General features: G+C 38.0%; 11 protein-coding genes. 6 read left to right on the top strand and 5 right to left on the bottom strand.

The genetic code is table 11. From position 1 onward, the window contains the following. Positions 1–309: 309 nt before the first annotated feature. The gene (gene susR, locus ACODST_RS10640) at positions 310–1,908 is read right to left on the bottom strand and encodes a SusR family glycan utilization regulator (protein WP_488932099.1); all 1,599 of its coding nucleotides are present in this window, start codon (positions 1,906–1,908) and stop codon (positions 310–312) included. A 474-nt stretch (positions 1,909–2,382) separates the two neighbouring features. On the opposite strand from susR, the gene ACODST_RS10635 reads away from it, so the two are divergent. The 6 genes from ACODST_RS10635 to ACODST_RS10610 all read left to right on the top strand — a co-directional run bounded on the left by ACODST_RS10635 (position 2,383) and on the right by ACODST_RS10610 (position 11,927). Next, on the top strand, positions 2,383–2,904 hold the full coding sequence (locus tag ACODST_RS10635; RefSeq protein ID WP_488932098.1) for a DUF5004 domain-containing protein: 522 nt from the start codon (positions 2,383–2,385) through the stop codon (positions 2,902–2,904). A gap of 8 nt (positions 2,905–2,912) precedes the next feature. Beyond that, positions 2,913–3,995 carry a hypothetical protein gene (locus tag ACODST_RS10630; protein WP_488932097.1) on the top strand — a complete coding sequence of 361 codons (1,083 nt, stop codon included), beginning with the start codon at positions 2,913–2,915 and terminating at the stop codon, positions 3,993–3,995. Positions 3,996–4,024: 29 nt separating this feature from the next. Continuing rightward, positions 4,025–7,024, top strand: a complete 3,000-nt coding sequence (locus ACODST_RS10625; protein ID WP_488932096.1) for a SusC/RagA family TonB-linked outer membrane protein — start codon at positions 4,025–4,027, stop codon at positions 7,022–7,024. Positions 7,025–7,048: 24 nt separating this feature from the next. Further along, entirely contained in the window at positions 7,049–8,563 is a 1,515-nt protein-coding gene (locus tag ACODST_RS10620) for a RagB/SusD family nutrient uptake outer membrane protein (protein WP_488932095.1), read from the top strand. 74 nt (positions 8,564–8,637) lie between these two features. After that, the gene (locus tag ACODST_RS10615) at positions 8,638–9,882 is read left to right on the top strand and encodes a glycoside hydrolase family 99 protein (RefSeq protein ID WP_488932094.1); all 1,245 of its coding nucleotides are present in this window, start codon (positions 8,638–8,640) and stop codon (positions 9,880–9,882) included. A gap of 26 nt (positions 9,883–9,908) precedes the next feature. Then, a complete protein-coding gene (locus ACODST_RS10610) occupies positions 9,909–11,927 on the top strand; it encodes a glycoside hydrolase family 97 protein (protein ID WP_488932093.1) in 2,019 nt (672 codons plus the stop codon). 125 nt (positions 11,928–12,052) lie between these two features. On the opposite strand, the gene ACODST_RS10605 is transcribed toward ACODST_RS10610, so the two are convergent. The 4 genes from ACODST_RS10605 to ACODST_RS10590 all read right to left on the bottom strand — a co-directional run bounded on the left by ACODST_RS10605 (position 12,053) and on the right by ACODST_RS10590 (position 18,744). After that, positions 12,053–12,784, bottom strand: a complete 732-nt coding sequence (locus ACODST_RS10605) for a GNAT family N-acetyltransferase (protein ID WP_488932092.1) — start codon at positions 12,782–12,784, stop codon at positions 12,053–12,055. Between the two features lie 71 nt (positions 12,785–12,855). Next, the gene (locus ACODST_RS10600; protein WP_488932091.1) at positions 12,856–13,461 is read right to left on the bottom strand and encodes a Crp/Fnr family transcriptional regulator; all 606 of its coding nucleotides are present in this window, start codon (positions 13,459–13,461) and stop codon (positions 12,856–12,858) included. Between the two features lie 378 nt (positions 13,462–13,839). After that, positions 13,840–15,258 (bottom strand): TolC family protein, encoded by a 1,419-nt coding sequence (locus tag ACODST_RS10595; protein WP_488932090.1) that lies wholly within the window; start codon positions 15,256–15,258, stop codon positions 13,840–13,842. A 321-nt stretch (positions 15,259–15,579) separates the two neighbouring features. Beyond that, the gene (locus ACODST_RS10590) at positions 15,580–18,744 is read right to left on the bottom strand and encodes an efflux RND transporter permease subunit (protein WP_488932089.1); all 3,165 of its coding nucleotides are present in this window, start codon (positions 18,742–18,744) and stop codon (positions 15,580–15,582) included. Between the last annotated feature and the right edge of the window lies 1 nt (position 18,745).

Raw genomic sequence — 18,745 nt, 5'->3', positions numbered from 1 at the left:
GCAGCCTTTTGGGACAGCCCTTTTATTTAAAATTTATTTGCTAAAAAAATACTATGATAAGCCCCGGAGGGGTAGAATATTTATAGAAATCAATAATACGGACACAAAAGAGCTCCGGTGGAGCGAAATATTTCGGTATTGTAAAAAAAGATGTCGCTCCGCTGAAGCTTTCTTTTTGATGATAAATACAATTTCTATAAATATTTCGCTTCTTTGAAGCATACAAAAAATGAACAGCCCTTTTGAGACTGCTCATTTTATTTAAAATTTAAAACATTTTGTAATCTAAAAACTTAGTCCCTCAGCAGCTTAGATCGTCTTAATCGCCATAATCTTCTCTTCAAAAGTATCTTTAAAGTCAGATTTGCTCTTGATTCTGGTTTTATAGGTATAAATGGTAGCTACAGAAAGTTCCAGAAATTCGGCCATCTGACTGCTGTCCTGGATTCCGAGACGGTACAGGGCAAAAATGCGGAGTTCGGTATTTAATAATTCCCCTTTTTTCACAATACATTTATGATCATTAGGGAACAAATTATTAAAATCAGTTACAAAAGTAGGGAACAGTTTAAGGAAAATTTCATCAAACTGATGGAAAAGGTTTTCTCTTTCTTCCTTAACATTATAACGTTTCAGGCTTGCAATAACTTCATCTGTTTTTTTGGTGATAATTTTATGAAGCGTACTTTTCTGTATATGGTCAATTTTATTGATAAAGGCAGAAGTTGCTTTAATAAAATAAGTAATATATTCTTCCTTAATGGCATTGGCCTCACTTAAACTCACATTCATTTCCTGCAGCTGGGCGTACGATGAAGCCATTATTTTACGGGCTTTGTTTTTCTCTTTGAGCTGCTTGAAAATGATAACAGAAAACAAAATGATAATGAGCGTCAGGATCGTCAGCAGAATGATGATCTTTTCCAGTTTGTCATTTTTATCCTTTACATTATTCAGTTGTGCTTTTTCAATAATAGGCAGGATAGAGGAAATCTCAATTTTACGATGCCTGGCGTTATAAAAAGTCGCATCATCCATGGCAATACTGATATATTCATTGGCTTTGTCCAGATAACCCATTTTAAAAAGTTCATTGGCCAGATTCCGAAGCGCAACGGTCTCTTTCGTAGCATTTTTAACATCGGCAATAGCGGCCAGGGCCAGATAATAAATGGCTTTTTTGGTATAACCTCTTTCAGAATAAATATAACCAAGGCTCGAAGTTGCGATTCCGTAATAATCCGGCGGCAGTTTGTAATTGTTGATCCAGTAACTGAAAGCAAATTCGGCACCACGCCAGTCCTGCTGTTTCAATCGTTTTAAACTTTCAGCGGCCCAGTATTCGTTTGTATTCGTTCCAATTAGTGCCAGGGCTTTCTGCAGGAAGTGATTACCCTGCTGTACATAGTGAATGTTAAACCGCTGGTCACGGTTATAATCGGCCAGATCATAATAAGCACGGGCTTTTATATTATAGTATTCGAATTTGTTTTTTTGATCTAGTTTTTGGTCGTCAATAACGTTAAGTGTATCAATCGCTTCTTTAAAAAGTCCGGATGAAAGCAGTACGAAACCTTCTTTGATACGGCTTTTGGATAAAAACTTAGGATCTTTCAGGATTTTGGCTTTGATCTTGGCTTCTTCCAGATAGTAATAAGCCGAGTCGTATTTGAAGGATTTGTATTCATCAAACAGAGACATATAGGTATTGTAAAGCTCTTCATTATTCTGGCTGACGGTATATTTTGAAACATTCTTTTTCAGAGCTTCAATTTTACGATATTTCTGTTTTAAGTAAACATCTTTTTTCAGCAGTACATTATCTAATTCTTCAAGAACCGGATTAGTCTCTTTCGCAGTTAGAGAAAAACCCGCAATGAAAAAATATAGAAAGAATATTTTTTGCATGGTTTGGTGGTGGTTTTAGGTAAGATAATTTATGGTTTGGGTTAATTCGTTTAAAGTCAAAGTTAGTTAAAAACCGATGATTAACAGTTTCCGGAATTGAGAATAGACATCAGGGAATTTTATGTAAAAAATCGTCAATGTGCCTGAAAATAAGCCTTTAAATGTTAAAAGAGCTTTAATTATTTGCAATTATACAATAAAAAGCGGTTATATATATGCATACTGAAAAAATATTCACATAAAATTTCCATATTGTCATATTTACCATTATTTAACCAGCTGTTTTGATCTAAACAAGACCTTGATTTTTAGGAAAATAAAAATAATATAAAATACTGGTAATCAGTATTTTGTTTTTGAAAATACCTGAATTACATCTTGATTTTTCACAGATGTTTTTTTTTAGATTTATTTAACTTCTAGTTTCGTATTGTCCTTTTGAAAGGATTAAAAACTAACAAAAACCAAAAATTTATGAGAAGTAAAAGTTATTATTGGATAGCTCTTTTTATGTGTTTTTTCGGCATTAGCTGCGACAATACAGAAGACGGAAGCTACGTTGATCCAATTACTGTTTATGAAAAGGTAAACGGGAATTGGGGATTAGCAAATCTGAAAATGGTTGACGAATTTGCCAAGACAAATAAGATCGAACCAAGCGAAGAAAACCTGAGTACTTTTTTTAACTACGAGGACTTTAAGATCAATTTCAGCGTAGACGGAAAAAACAACCCTACAAGTTATGAAGTAACAGGAAATGTTCCTCCTTTATTTGCTCCAAAAGGATATTGGGAATTAAGCTCTGACTTTCCACAAACCAATTCGGCTCCTGTAAAAATCTACTTGTACAGTGATGCTCAGAAAACTCAAAAAACAGACGAACTTAAAGTAACCTCCGTTCCGGGGAACAATGGTGAAATGGAAATCCAGCTGGTACATGCTTCAGGAGGAACTGCGTTTGTGACTTATGTATTTAAATTAAATGCTATTAATTAAAAAGTAATATGAAAAAATTTCTATATACAATTTTACTTGCCCTTTTGATGGCTCCTAATTTTACTAAGGCACAAGAAGCCGCAGGAGCTGTGGGTGCAATGTCATCATTTCCGGTAGTATACAAATATGATGAGCAGGTTACCTGGTATTTTGACCTTTCGGGAACTACCTTTTTAGAAACAGAAGATCTATACATCTGGATCTGGTCACCATCAGAACCGGATGCTAACAATTGGGAAAACTCCTCTGATTTTGCCAAACTGAAATACGAAGGAAATAAAATATGGAGTTTTACCTTAACACCAACCGCTTATTTCTCCAGAACACCCGAAGAAATTGCAGCAAGTGCCGGTTTCTGGTTCCGTTTGAAAAACAAAAACGGATCAAAACAAAGTGAAGTGGCCAATATGCCGTATACGGATTTCTCCTCTTTTTACACTGCCAATGAGTTAATCAGAGCGTATCCTACAAAACCAACTTTAGACAAAGGAGTGAGTATTTTATTTAATGCCAATTTAGCCCCGGGCTTTGCAGGTGCCACAAGCGTTCATATGCACAGCGGACTGAACAACTGGGACATTAAGCAGGAATACCAGTCATGGTTACCGGAAATTGTTGAAAAAACAAAGCTAAAAGATTTAGGAAACGGTTTCTACAAAATGGATTTAGTTCCCAAAACCTATTACAATGCACCGGACGGTTATGTTATGGAAAATCTGGTTTTCCTGATGGTGAAAGACGACTGGGCAGGAACTATTCCGGATCAGGTTTTATATGCAGGAGCTTATGAACCGCCGCCGGCACCGGTATTTGGATTTTTTCCTTTACAAATCAGTCAGAAAGATTTCCTGGGTATTTACAGAAAAAATAATGAGCCGGGGGTAAACAAACTTATTTACACCATTACAGCCGGTGCAAAAACAATTTCAGGTGAGTTTACAGGAGGAACGGCAGAGATTAAAGGATTTGTCAATTTAGTTTCAGAACTAAAAGATTCTCCGGTTTTAAGCGAAATCCATGTTTTGGTCAAAGACAATAAAGACAAAACTATTTCGGATACGACTATCCCTCTTAAAACCTTAGACAAATAATTCACTATTAAATTAAAACATCAATTCTAATGAATAGTAAAAATAAAAAATTAGTCCTGCAGCAATTGTGGACTAGTAAATCGCTGGTATTCATGATTTTCATGCTTTTTCTTTCGGCAGGAATGTCTGCTCAGGGAAAAAAACTGATTACAGGTACCGTTTACGACAATACAGGTACGGTTTTACCGGGAGCTTCGGTACTTGAAACCGGAACCAGAAACGCCACGACTACTGATTTTGATGGTAAATTTACGCTGGAGGTAGCCGTAGGAGGTTCGATTGAAGTTTCGTTTATCGGGTCAACTACTCAAAAAGTTCAGATAACGGCTTCGAGTTCTAAATTAGAGGTTCGCCTGCAGAATGACGGTTATCAGCTGGCAGAAGTTCAGGTGGTTTCTGTAGGGTACGGTACTCAGAAGAAATCAGATTTAACAGGAGCAATTTCGACTGTAACCGCTGATAATTTAGTAAAAGGAACTATTTCCTCTACCGAGCAGGTACTTCAGGGAAAAGTAGCAGGTTTAAATATCATTCGTCCTTCGGGAGATCCTGCTGCGGGTTCTACTATCCGTTTACGTGGAGGAACTTCTTTAACGGCCAGCAACAGTCCGCTTATTGTAGTGGACGGAATTGCCGGTGTCGATATCAATGTCGTTCAGCCAGCCGATATTAAATCTATTGACGTTCTTAAAGACGCTTCTGCAACGGCTATTTACGGTTCAAGAGGAGCAAACGGGGTAATTATTATTACAACCAAATCAGGAACAAAAGGAGTTTCGGTAGTATATAATGGTCAGACAGGTATTGGTTATGCAGCCGATAATTTAGACCTTTTATCAGCAAACCAATGGAGAGCTTATGTGCGCCAGACAGGAAACAAAGATGCGGTTGATTTTGGAGGAAATACCAACTGGCAGAAAGCGATAGAACAGACTGCCATTTCACAGTCACATACTTTAAGTATTAATTCAGGAAAAGCCGACAGCGGTTTCAGAGCTTCTATTGCGTATCTGGACAATCAGGGAATTATTAAAAAATCAGGACTGGAAAGAATCAGCGGGAACGTAAATGCTTACCAGTATCTTGGGGATAATAAAGATGTAAAATTTGATATGGGGTTAATGGCCAATATCGATAAATGGAACCCGATTGATTACAGAATTTTCGAACGTGCTTATAACTTAAACCCAACAATTCCGGTTTATGATGCCAACGGAAACTTTACCAGTGTGAACTACAACCTTTATGAGAATCCGGTTGAAATTTTAACCAACAGAACAGTTGATAATGAAAGACACAGACTTTTAGGGTATTTTAAAACAGAAGTGAAATTCTTAAATGATTTCCAGGCTGTTGCTAATATTTCATTAGAACATAATGCGGTAAAAGGCGGAACTTACAAACCAACGTATGCTATTCTGGAAGGCCGTTCGGAGTCGGGATATGCACAAAGAACGTATGCTGAATATACTAATGCACAGGGAGAATTGTATGTAAACTATTCTAAAGTAATCGATAAACACAATATAAGCGCTCTTGCGGGGTATTCTTATCTTGAAAATATTTATGAAGGTTTTGGGGCTCAGCGTTCCGGTTTCGTGACGGATGCTTTCGGCTACAATAATTTAGGTGCCGGTTATAACTATCGTCTGGGCGATGTGTATTCCTATAAAGGAAAATCAAATCTGGTTTCTTTTTATGCCCGTGCCAACTATAACTACGACGGAAAATATCTGCTTACAGCAACGGTAAGAAGAGACGGATCAAGCCGTTTTGGAGAAAATAACAAATGGGGAACTTTCCCGTCTGCTTCTGTGGCCTGGAAAATTTCTAACGAGGATTTCATGAGCGGTACTAAAGACTGGTTGGGATCTTTAAAATTAAGAGCAGGTTATGGAGTTACGGGTAACCAGGACGGAATTGGTGAATACAAATCACTTTCTATTTTAGGAGTTGGAAACGACAGTTACTACGATCCGGTTACAGGAAGATGGAGTTTGGCTTATTCTCCGAAACAAAATCCAAATCCTGATTTGAAATGGGAATCTACCAGACAATTAAACATCGGTATCGATTTTGGTCTTTTTGACAGAATCACCGGTTCGTTAGAATGGTACCAAAAAAACACACATGATTTATTATATACTTACGAAGTGCCGCAGCCGCCTTATTTAGTGGGAACAATGCTGGCTAACGTAGGAGAAATGTCAAATAAAGGGATTGAGCTTACTTTAAATGCCGATATCGTAAGAGGAGATAAATTTACGTGGAATGCGAATTTAACATTAGGACACAACGTTCAGAAAATTGAGAAATTATCAAACCCAACGTATAAAACAGATGTTATCTACAGTGGTTCATTACACGGTTTAGCGGGTATGTCCGGACAATATTCTCAAATTATTGCCGAAGGATATCCTGTTGGAACTTTCTGGGGATTCAGAAATGCAGGACTTGATGCTGATGGTAAAATCCAGTATTACAATGCTGCAGGTGAAATCGTGGCAGAAAATGCTTTGGTAGATGCAGATAAAACAGATTTAGGAAATATCCAGCCTGATTTGACTTTAGGTATCGGAATGAACTTTACGTATAAAAACTTTGACCTTAGCATTTCTGGTTATGGAATGTTCGGACAAAAAGCATTAAACGCTACGAATATGATGCTGAACGATCCTACGAGATTACCAACTTATAATGTACCGGATGATTTCTTAAACAGCGGAATCACTTCTCCTCCAAAATATTCGGATTACTGGATCGAAGATGCTTCTTTCTTTAGATTACAGACACTTTCGTTAGGGTATACTTTACCGTTGAACTTCAAAAATTCAAAACTGAGAATGTACATCATGGGAGAAAATCTGGCTGTGTTTACAAAATACAAAGGAGTAGATCCGGAGATTGGCTTAAATGCACAGGATGGTGCTGATCAGACAGGATTAGCTGCGCCTGGTATCGATAAGTACAACAATTATCCGAGACCAACCACGATTTCTGTTGGATTAAATTTCACTTTGAATAACTAAGCGATTAACTCAAAAATATAAAAAATGAAAATCAAAATAATAGGAGCATTAGTAGTAAGTATGCTTTTTACGATATCATGTACTGATCTAAGCGAAGACCTGTATGATAGAGTAGAAGACGGAAATTTTGGAAATACTCCAAAAGAAGTTGATGCGTTGGTTGGAGGGGCTTATTCTTCGTTAAGAGGTTTTGCCGACGGGATTTCAAATAACTACCCAACCTGCGAATATGTGTTCTTTTTAAATGAAACCGTTTCTGATGAAGCTACTATTCCTACCAGAGGAACTAACTGGTACGATGGCGGACAGTATCAGGATGCGCAAAAACACACCTGGAAAGCAGACAACCGTATGATTCTTTCAGCCTGGCGTTATAATTATACCGGGATTGCAAAAATCAATTCGATCATTTATCAAATAGACAAATCGTCGTTAACAGAAAGCGCCAAGGCTCCCATTTATGCTGAGCTCAAAGCCTTAAGAGCGTATTACTATTACAACCTTCTGGATATGTTTGGAAATGTGCCTATCGTAGTTGATTTTGAAGATACTTCGCTTCCGGCCAATTCTACCAGAAAACAGGTTTACGATTTTGTTGAAAAAGAACTTACAGATGCCCTTCCGTATCTGGCCTCTAATGTCGTGTATTCTAAAATGACCAAAAATGTAGCGTATTCTCTTTTAGCGAGATTGTACCTTAATTCAGAAGCTTTTATCGGAACAGCGCGCTGGCAGGATTGTATCGACATGTGTCAGAAAGTTTCAGGGTATACTTTAACGCCGGATTTCTTTACCAATTTTGCTACAGAAAATGAAAAATCACCGGAGATTATTTTCGCAATCCCTTACGATTCAAAAGCCGGAACTGTTGGAAATTATATGAACTCCATGTCCTGCCACTATCTGCACAGGTTAACCATGTCGGCCGGAGGAAACGATTATCCGTGGAGTGCCAATGGTATGTGTGCCCAGCCGGGAGTTTATTCCGCTTTTGCTGATACAGATAAAAGAAAAAAATGTATGGTAGCCGGAGATCAGATCAATATGGCAACCGGAAACGTAATTATAATGGATAACGGAGAGCCGCTAACTTATACAGAAGAAGTAAACAGTGTAGCCGATGCCAAAGACAATCAGGGAGTTCGTTTAGGGAAATACGAAATGAAAGCCGGAGAAACCTGGGAGCGTGATCACGACTTAGTTGTAATTCGTTATGCAGAGATCTTAATGATGCAGGCAGAATGTTATGTGCGTTTAGGTTCTCCGGATCTGGCAAAACCTTTTGTACAGCAGGTAACAGCCCGTGCAGGAGCGGAACTGCCAGCCGTAATTGATCTTGATTTTATCGATCAGGAATTACTAAGAGAATTCACTTTTGAAGGAAGAAGAAGAACAGATAACATTCGTTTTGGAACTTTCTTCCTGCCATGGTGGGAAAAAGGAGCAACGCCTCAGTACAGAGCTATTTTCCCAATTCCAAGTACTGTGTTAACAACCAATATAAATTTGAAACAAAATCCTGGGTATCCTGTGAATTAGGTTACAGAATGTCAGTCTTCCATGTTGGTTAGTCGTGGAAGGCTGACCTATTTTTAAACGTCAATAATAAGTATATGAAAAAGTATATCACATTTTTGTTTTTTGCAGTAATGAGCATTTTAGCTGTCTGCGGATGCAGCAGTGACGACAAAGGTTCAGATAAACCTGTAGAACCGGAAATACTAAAACCGGTCGCTGTTGAAAAAACAAACAGCACTAAAATTTATGTTCATTATATGCCGTGGTTTGAAACCAATGAAAGCAGTACCGATAAAAAATGGGGCTATCACTGGACAATGGCAAACAAAAACCCGAATACAATAGGAGCCAATAACCGCAGGGAAATTGCTTCCTATTATTATCCGCTTATCGGGCCGTATCATTCGGGCGATAAAAATGTGATCGAAAATCATTTGTTATTGATGAAGTATTCAGGAATTGACGGTGTTTTAATCGACTGGTACGGAACCTACGATGTGAACGATTACCGAATGATAAAAGAAAATACAGAACAGCTTATTGCCATGCTTGATAAAGTAGGTTTAGAATATGCGATGGTGTATGAAGACAGGGTAACAACAAATGCCGTTAATGCCGGAAAAGCCATTTCGGTAACCAGTGCTGCCAAAACCGATTTAGCCTATTTAGAAAAAAACTGTTTTGGAAACAGCAATTACATCAAAGTAAACGGAAAACCTTTATTGCTGAATTTTGGACCAATCGTATTACAAACACCGGCCGAATGGACCAATGTTTTTAATACGCTTACTACAAAACCGGCTTTTTTAACGCTTTGGGACCAGTCTGTAGAAGCCGGGGCAAATGCTTCGGGAGAATACGCCTGGGTATATAAAGACAACAGTTTCCTGACTAATTTTTATACCAATACAAAACCTAAACTTTCTGTTGCCATGGGCGGCGCTTATCCTGGTTTTAAAGATTTTTATGCCGAAGGCGGAGGCGGGGCAGCTATTGGATGGACTATTGAGCATAACAACGGTGCGACCCTTGATGCAACGCTTGAATTAGCTAAAAATGCCAATTTAAGCTACCTGCAGTTAATTACGTGGAATGACTTTGGAGAAGGAACTATGCTTGAACCAACAGTGGAGTTTGGCTACACTTTTATCGAAAAAGTAAAAACTTTTGCCGGGGTTAAAAATACCGAATCTGTTTTTCCTGAAATAAGCAAAATGTACACGCTGCGGACAGAAAAGAAAGGGAATACCGATGTTCAGAAAAAGCTGGACCAGGCTTTTAATTATTTTGTTTCGATGCAGCCTGCAAAAGCAAAACAGTTAATAAACGAAATAAAATAAGAGCCGTAATTAATACCAAAAACATAATGAGAAACATAAGATATAGATACTGTATAATCGCCTTAGCTTCCATGCTGCTTTTTGCCTGCAGTACTAAAAAAACGTATAAAATCAGTTCGCCCGGAAAAATCACCGAATTAATCTTTGAACTAACGCCGTCAGGACAGCCCCAATACAGCTTTTTTTCAAACGGAAAATCCGTTATAGAACCTTCTTTGCTGGGATTTGAATTTCAGGAAATTCAAAAAATGACCGATGGTTTTGAAGTGGTTTCTACAGAAGAAAAAACAGCAGATGAAACGTGGGAACAGCCTTGGGGCGAATTTAAAAAAGTGCGTGACCATCACAATGAACTGATTGTTCACCTAAAAGAATCAAAAGGAGAAGAACGTCTGGTGGATATTATTTTCAGGGTTTTTGACGATGGAGTAGGGTTTCGTTATGAATTTCCAAAACAGCCTAATTTAGGGAAAGTCAAAATTTCGAATGAAATCACGCAGTTTACGTTTAAATCCAATAACGATGTTTGGTGGATTCCGGTACACCGTGAAAACAGTTATTACGAAAGCGAGTATCGTAAAACTCCGGTTAGTAAAACCGATACGATCAATACACCGGCGACTTTTGAAACCAAGGAAAAATTATATGTAGCGATTCACGAAGCCAATTTAACTGATTTTGCTTCGATGACCCTTTTAAAAACAAATGATAAACAATATAAAAGCGATCTGGTACCTTGGAAAGACGGTGTGAAAGTATATGCCGAAACTCCTTTTAAAACACCATGGAGAACGGTTGTTGTAGGTAAGAATCCGGGTGAGGTTGCTACTTCCACAATCATGCTGAATTTAAATGAACCTTCAAAAATTGAAGACCTTTCCTGGATTACGCCTTCTAAATATATTGGAATCTGGTGGGGAATGCATTTAGAGAAATTCAGCTGGGGACAGGGACCGAAACACGGTGCTACTACAAAAAACACCAAAGAATACATTGATTTTGCTGCGAAAAACAACTTTGACGGTGTTCTGGTGGAAGGCTGGAACGAAGGCTGGGACGGTGACTGGACGGCGGACGGAAGTGCCTTTAGTTTTGTAAAAGCCTATCCTGATTTTAATTTAGAAGAAATCACCAAATATGCCGCTATAAAAAATGTTCGTTTAATTGGACATCATGAAACAGCCGGAGCTTCTAAGCATTACGAAAGCCAGTTAGAAGATGCTTTTAAACTGTATCAGAAAATGGGGGTCAATTCTGTTAAAACCGGTTATGTAAACAAATACCTGGATAAAAAAGAATGGCACGATGGTCAGTATGCAGCCCGTCATTACAGAAAAGTAATTGAGACTGCGGCCAAATACCACATTATGATCGACAACCACGAACCTATAAAAGGAACTGGTTTGCAGCGTACTTATCCGAACTTTATGTCTCAGGAAGGCGGAAGAGGACAGGAATACAATGCCTGGTCTGTAGATGGAGGAAATACACCACAACATTTAACAACACTGCCGTTTACCAGAATGCTTTCTGGACCGTTTGATTATACTCCGGGGAATTTTAACTTCGATTATAAAACGCCATCAGGAGCAAGAGTACAGACTACTTTAGCCAATCAGCTGGCATTGTATGTTATTATCTTCAGTCCGCTGCAAATGGCATCTGATTTACCGGAGAATTATGTTGGCAAACCGGAGTTCCAGTTCATCAAAGACGTACCTTGTACCTGGTCTGATACTAAAGTTCTGGATTCTAAAATTGGAGAATACACCACTATCGTTCGTAAAGACTGGGACGAGAAAAACTGGTATTTAGGTTCTATTACCAACGAGAAGGCAAGGGATTTAAAAGTAACCTTAGCGTTCTTAGATGCCGGAAAAGAATATGAAGCAGAAATCTATGCCGATGGTACAGGAGCCAATTATAAAACCAATCCGTATCCGGTTACAATTTCAAAACAAAAAGTAAATAACCAAACCGTTTTAAATATCAAATTGGCAGCTGGAGGAGGAACAGCTATAAAATTCACCCCAATCGGGAAATAAATAAGTTGATCCGGTTTATTTTGAGTTAAGTTTGAGTTGAACAAACCCGGTATTTGTAAAGATACCGGGTTTGTTTTTTATAGTGTGACCCGTAATGGTTTTAGTATGAATGCAGTTTTCGGTTTTTAGCTTAATTGATAGTTGGTTATCGTAAACAAATCCTCAAAACCTAATCGGGTGTAAATGCCTTTTCCTAAGGCTGAAGCTTGTAACTGTGCATATTCACAACTGGCATCAATGGCTTCGTTTATGGCAAACTTCATGATTTCTTCCGCAAAGCCTCTCTTGCGCATTTCAGGAACGACACCAACACCATGAATTCCCATTATGTTGTCGGTTTGAAAAAGAGTCAAGGTTCCAATCGCTTTTCCTTCAAAATGAACTAAATAAAATTTTGCATTTTCGTAATTAGCAGCCAAAGTTTCTTTGCTGATTACATAGCTAAAAGACAATGGATAAATATCTGACCAGGTTTTAGCATCTTCCTCATTTAAAACTCTTTTAAAAGTAAGATTGTTTTGAAGTGAAAATTTTTCTCCCAGTTTTAAAGCCATTGCGACAAGCTGAATTCGGATATGAAAGCCATTCTTTTCGAAAATTTCTTTGGAATCGCTTCCGAAAATATCCCAATACGGAACAACTAAACCTGGGTTTTGATGAATAGTTTTCAGAATCTGCGGCATATTTTCTTCTTTAATATCTTCCCGAAACCATAATCTATTGGGCCAGCCCGAATTTTTGATTTGAGAAAATTCTAAAAAATCATTTGTATGATAAGAAAGTAGAGGAGTTGCAACGGTTTTCCAAAGCGTTGTAAGATTGTCAATATTGTCTTTGATGAGATTTATAGTGGTCATTATTGTGACGAGTTTAAATTGTAGAACAAAGATAAATCCGTTCTCTCAGAAAAACCTTTACATATGTTGATTCACGAATCTTTTTCGAGACTTTTTCTGATTCGGCTTAACTGTGTCGGCGTAATACCCAAATGCGAAGCAATATGCAACAACGGAACGCGCTCTGCAATTGTTGGGTGTTTTTCAAGAAGTGTTAAATATCGTTCTGTTGCATTTTGCATTACCAAAGCAACTTCTCTTTGTTCTTTTTCGATAATCCAGTTTTTCTCCAAATGAGCGATATAGAAGTTTTTAAGATCATCGTTTTGATAAATCAGCTCCATATATCTTTTATAATTGATGTTGATTACAATGGAATCTTCCAAGGCTTCAAGTGTAAAATTAGAAGGAGTTTGGAGCATCAAAGAAACTTTGGAACCCGCAAAATAATTTTCCATAAAAAGGTTCTTATTATAGAAATTCCCTTCTTCGTCTGTAATAAAAGCTCTTAAAACACCTTTTGCAATAAAATGAAGATTTTTAGCAATTTCTCCGTTTTGTAACAAGATTTCTCCCTTTTTAAGAGTTTGGAAATGTGTAGTACTTTCTATCTGTTTCCAAGACAGATCAGAAAGCGGGTAATAACTTTCTATGGTTTGTTTTAGATTGTTGAGGTATGTTTCATTATTGAAAGTCATAGATTGGAGTTGGTTTTGCCACAAAGCCACAAAGGCACAAAGTATTTTATTTTTTTTTTATTATCGAAGACACAAAGTTTTCTTTTTCAAAAATAAGAAATAAACGCAATTTTGTCATTTCGACGAAGGAGAAATCTTAACAAGTAGCTCCGCAACGAGAATGCAATCTTTGTAGAGTTTCTCGCGAAGATCTCTCCTTCGTCGAAATGACAAAAAATGAGAATAAATCTATCCCTACCAGCAAAATCTGAGAGAGAATTAAAAAAAAACTTCGCGCCTTTGCGTCTTAGCGGCAAAAAACAAAAAACGCTATGAAACCTAAGTTCCACAGCGTTTTCATCTCAAAAAATAAATAATTAACGGGTAATGTAACGGGTATTATTTCCAGCCGCCGCCCAGAGCACGATAGAGTTCTGTATTAGCGGTTAGCTGTTGTCTTTTAATATCAGCAAGTTCCAATTCGCTTTGCAAAAGATTTGCTTGCGCAGTTAAAACTTCCAGATATTCGGCTAAACCATTTTGGAATAAAAGATTAGCATTTTTAATCGCCTGCTGTAATGTTTTTACTTTTTCTTTCAAGAAAGTTTCCTGCTGCTGTAATTTCTCCACTTTAACCAAAGCATCCGAAACTTCGCTTACCGCAACCAAAACCGATTGTCTGAAACTTAAAACTGCTTTTTCTCTTTCTGCGACAGCAATATTATATTGCGTTCTCACTCTTTTGTTGTTTAAAAGAGGCTGAGTTAAACCTCCCGCAACAGTTCCGAATAATGAAGCCGGAATGTTGAACCAATTGCTGGTTTCAAAAGAGTTAACGCCGCCTTGAGCCGTAATTCTGAGAGCTGGGTATAAATCCGCTTTCGTGATACCGACATTTGCGTTGGCAGCTTTAAGAGCCAGTTCGGCACTTTTAACATCAGGTCTTCTGCTTACTAGGGCGGAAGGAACGCCAATTGCTGTATTGTGTTTTACTTCTAATGCGCTTAAACGAACAGATCTTTCTTTAAAATTCGGAAAAGAACCTGTTAAAACACTCAAAGCATTTTCCTGAATCGCAATATTTTGTTCCAATAACGGAATCAATTGCGCCGAGTTTAATTTTTGCGCTTCCGATTGTTGAATCGCTAAAGTAGTTACCTGACCCGCATCGTATTTTAGTTTGATAATATTCGTTGTACTATCATTTAAACGAAGATTTTGTCTGGCAATGTCTAATTGCGCATCCAGCATCAAAAGATTGTAATATCCTCTGGAAACATTGGCCACAATATTAGTCTGCAATGCTTTTTTTACTTCTTCAGATTGAAGATATCCTGCGTAAGCCCCTTTCTTTTGGTTTCTGATCTTTCCCCAAATATCAGCCTCCCAGGAAAGAGAAGCTCCAGCAGAATAGTCGTCAATATGTTTGGCACCAATGGCCTGATTTAAGTTCAATCCGGTAAAACTATTGTCAGACGGATTGCTTGTACTTGCGTTTACGAATAAGTTAACCTGAGGCACATTTCCCCATTTGGACTGTGTAAAACGGTATTGTGCAATTTCGATATTCTTTTCGGCAATCTGAAGGTCGTTGTTTCTGGCAACGGCGCTGTCAATTAATTTGATAATATCTTGTTCTGTAAAGAAGTTTTTCCACTCCACATCGGCAATACTGGTTGTATCACCCGAAACCGATGCATTCCTGAAATTCTCAGGAAATGCATCTTTTGGAGTTTCAATATCCTTTGAGACTTTACAGGATATTAAAGTCGTGATCAGAATGGCGAAGGTCACGATTTTGGTTATATGATTTTTCATTTAGTCTTTTTATTAAAATTCCTTTAACCTGTTTGGGTGTAATTTTTTTTAAACACATAGAAACATAGCTTTTGAAACCGCATAAAAGGCGTTTCACTTGCATCAATTCACATAGCTCTATGTGTTAGAAACTAGTTTCTTTCTCTATTCTTTCGAGAAGCAAAAAAAATCTATGTTTCTATGTGTTTAATTTTTTTTCTCAACAGATTACTCTGTACAAGTATCTTTTCTGGTTTCAAGATCTCTTGAGATTCTGTACGATATATATCCGATGCCAAATATGATGGCTACGAGAATGGTTGTGATATAGTTTTCCATTTATTATTTTTCTTCGTTATGAATTACAGCGATTGGTTTGCCGCTGAATTTTTCTTGTAAATGCTGGAATACGATGAATAATACCGGAATAATAAACAATCCTAGAATTACTCCTGAAAGCATTCCGCCCGCCGCTCCAATACTAATCGAATGATTTCCTTGTGCTGAAGGCCCTTTGGCACTCATCATGGGTACCAAACCAACTACGAAAGCCAGAGAAGTCATGATAATTGGTCGCAGACGTAATTTTGCCGCTTCAATAGAAGCTTTTACCAGAGCCTGTCCTGATTTTCGTTTCTGAACCGCAAATTCCACAATCAAAATGGCATTTTTGGCGAGAAGTCCAATCAGCATGACCAGAGCAACCTGAACGTAAATGTTGTTTTCAATTCCGGTTAAACCAATAGCTACAAATACTCCAAAAATACCTGCAGGAATTGATAAGATTACCGCCAAAGGCAAAATGTAACTTTCGTACTGTGCAGCAAGAAGGAAATAAACGAATATCAAACACAGTAAAAATATAGTTGCAGATTGTCCTCCGGACGAAATCTCCTCACGAGTCTGGCCCGAGAATTCAAACCCGTAACCTGCAGGCAATTGTTGTGCTGCTACTTCTTCAATGGCTTTAATGGCATCTCCGGAACTAAATCCAGGTTTCGGAATGGCATTAATAGAAATTGAGTTAAACAGATTGTATCGTGAAGCGGTTTCAGAACCATAAATACGGGTTAGTTTTACTAAAGTATTTATTGGCACCATTTCGCCAGTTTTGTTTTTAACAAAAACACGATCAATTGCGGTAGGATCAGCTCTGTCATCAATATCTGCCTGAACAACCACACGGTAATATTTACCAAATCGGTTAAAGTCTGATGCCTGTGCGCTACCAAAATAAGCCTGCATCGTTTGTAAAATGTCTTTTACATTTACGCCTAATTGATTTGCTTTTTCGTCATTAACCTCCAATTGTAATTGCGGATAATCGGCTTTGAAAGAGGTAAAAGCAACGGCAATTTCCGGACGTTTCATTAATTCACCAATAAAATTCTGAGAAATGCCGCTGAATTTATCCAGTTTTCCTCCTGTTTTATCCTGCAGAACTAAATCTAAAGCCTCAACGTTACTAAATCCGGGAACCGTTGGGAAACTGAATACGAAGAAACTTCCGCCTGAAATAGAGCCTAGTTTACCTCTAACCTGATTCATGATTTCATCAATGTTTTTAACTTCTCCACGTTCTTCGTTTGGTTTTAATAAAACGAAAACTACAGCAGAAGACGGACTCGTGGAGTTAGTCAATAAGTTAAAACCCGAAATCGCAGTTACGAATCTTGAAGCGTCTAAACCTCTTAATGTATTTTCGGCTTCGGTCATTACTTTTTGAGTTCCGTCAAGCGAAGTTCCTGATGGCGTATTTACGGCAATCGCAATAAATCCCTGATCTTCTGTCGGGATAAATCCGGCAGGAGTTGTTTTTACTAATAAAATAGTCGCAGCAGTAATAGCGGCTAATCCGCCTAAACTCAGCCATTTTTTTCTGATTAAGAATTTAATGCCGCCAACGTAACGGTTGGTCAACGATTCGAAACTGCTGTTAAAAGCGGTAAAGAATTTCTCTTTAAACCCTTTTTTCTCATAAGGCGCATTGTGATCGTGTGCTCCGTGATTGTCTTTTAAGAATAAAGCAGCAAGCGCCGGACTCAATGTTAAGGCATTTACAGCCGAAATTACAATTGCGATTGCCATCGTAAAGGCAAACTGACGATAGAAAACTCCTGTTGAGCCTTCCATAAAACCAACCGGCAGGAATACAGCAGCCATTACCAACGTAATCGAGATAATAGCACCCGTTATTTCGTGCATTGCTTCATGGGTTGCGATTTTTGGAGACAAACGTTTATGCTCCATTTTCGCATGCACCGCTTCGACTACCACAATGGCATCATCGACCACAATACCAATCGCCAGAATTAAGGCGAAAAGCGTTAAAAGGTTGATCGAAAATCCGAATAACTGCATGAAGAAGAACGTTCCTAAAATTGCTACAGGTACAGCAATAGCCGGGATTAAAGTTGATCTAAAATCCTGAAGGAAAATAAATACCACAATAAATACAAGAATAAAAGCTTCGATCAAAGTATGTTCAACTTGTTCGATAGATTGATCAAGAGAAACTTTTGTACTGTAAAATATATTGTGCTTAATGCCTTTTGGAAAATCTTTAGAAGCCTTTTCCATCATTTTATTGATTGCAATCTGAATATCATTCGAGTTAGAACCCGCTAACTGAATCACACCAATTACAATTCCTTTTTTACCATTTAAACGCGTTAAACTGTTGTAAGAGTAAGCACCCAATTCAACTCTCGCCACATCTTTTAAACGAAGAACAGAACCGTCTGCGTTGGAACGAATCGCGATATTTTGATAATCTTCTGGTTTGGTAAGTTTACCTTTGTATTTAATAACGTATTCAAAAACTTCTTTGCTTCGCTCTCCAAATTTCCCTGGAGCAGCTTCCAGACTTTTGTCCTGAATTGCGCCCATAACTTCGCTTGGCGTAACATTATGAGTGGCCATTTGTGTCGGGTTTAACCAAACACGCATAGAGTAATCTTTTACACCACCAAAAATGCTGGCAGAACCTACACCCGGAATACGTTTTAATTCCGGAATAATATTAATTTGAGCATAATTGGCAACAAAAGTCTGATCGTATTTAGCTTCATCTTCGGTGTACATACCAATTGCCATGATGAAAGAGTTCTGTTGTTTTGCTGTGATAACACCTTGCTGAACAACCTCTGCCGGTAATTGACTTGTTGCTTGTGCCACACGGTTTTGAACGTTTACCGCAGCCTGATCGGCATCTGTTCCTAATTTAAAGAAAACAGTAATCGCCAAAGTACCATCGTTGCTGGCAGTAGAACTCATATAAGTCATGTTTTCTACACCATTTATAGATTCTTCCAGAGAAGGCGCCACAGAACGTAAAACCGTTTCTGCGTTGGCTCCCGGATATACCGCCGTTACCAAAACCGATGGAGGCGCAATATCAGGAAACTGTTGTAAAGGCAGTTTAGTTAAACCCAATACCCCCAGAATAACCAATAAAATGGAAATTACAGTTGCCAGTACAGGTCTTTGTATAAATATTTTGAACATT

It is taken from the genome of Flavobacterium sp. FG19 (assembly GCF_057809475.1).
The sequence above is the reverse complement of the archived record's forward strand: the minus strand, read 5'-3'. Positions and strand labels throughout refer to the sequence as shown.

Excerpts from the sequence above, each read along its gene's own strand:
- susR (WP_488932099.1), bottom strand. The coding sequence starts at position 1,908 with ATGCAAAAAATATTCTTTCTATATTTTTTCATTGCGGGTTTTTCTCTA.
- ACODST_RS10635 (WP_488932098.1), top strand. The coding sequence starts at position 2,383 with ATGAGAAGTAAAAGTTATTATTGGATAGCTCTTTTTATGTGTTTTTTC.
- ACODST_RS10630 (WP_488932097.1), top strand. The coding sequence starts at position 2,913 with ATGAAAAAATTTCTATATACAATTTTACTTGCCCTTTTGATGGCTCCT.
- ACODST_RS10625 (WP_488932096.1), top strand. The coding sequence starts at position 4,025 with ATGAATAGTAAAAATAAAAAATTAGTCCTGCAGCAATTGTGGACTAGT.
- ACODST_RS10620 (WP_488932095.1), top strand. The coding sequence starts at position 7,049 with ATGAAAATCAAAATAATAGGAGCATTAGTAGTAAGTATGCTTTTTACG.
- ACODST_RS10615 (WP_488932094.1), top strand. The coding sequence starts at position 8,638 with ATGAAAAAGTATATCACATTTTTGTTTTTTGCAGTAATGAGCATTTTA.
- ACODST_RS10610 (WP_488932093.1), top strand. The coding sequence starts at position 9,909 with ATGAGAAACATAAGATATAGATACTGTATAATCGCCTTAGCTTCCATG.
- ACODST_RS10605 (WP_488932092.1), bottom strand. The coding sequence starts at position 12,784 with ATGACCACTATAAATCTCATCAAAGACAATATTGACAATCTTACAACG.
- ACODST_RS10600 (WP_488932091.1), bottom strand. The coding sequence starts at position 13,461 with ATGACTTTCAATAATGAAACATACCTCAACAATCTAAAACAAACCATA.
- ACODST_RS10595 (WP_488932090.1), bottom strand. The coding sequence starts at position 15,258 with ATGAAAAATCATATAACCAAAATCGTGACCTTCGCCATTCTGATCACG.
- ACODST_RS10590 (WP_488932089.1), bottom strand. The coding sequence starts at position 18,744 with ATGTTCAAAATATTTATACAAAGACCTGTACTGGCAACTGTAATTTCC.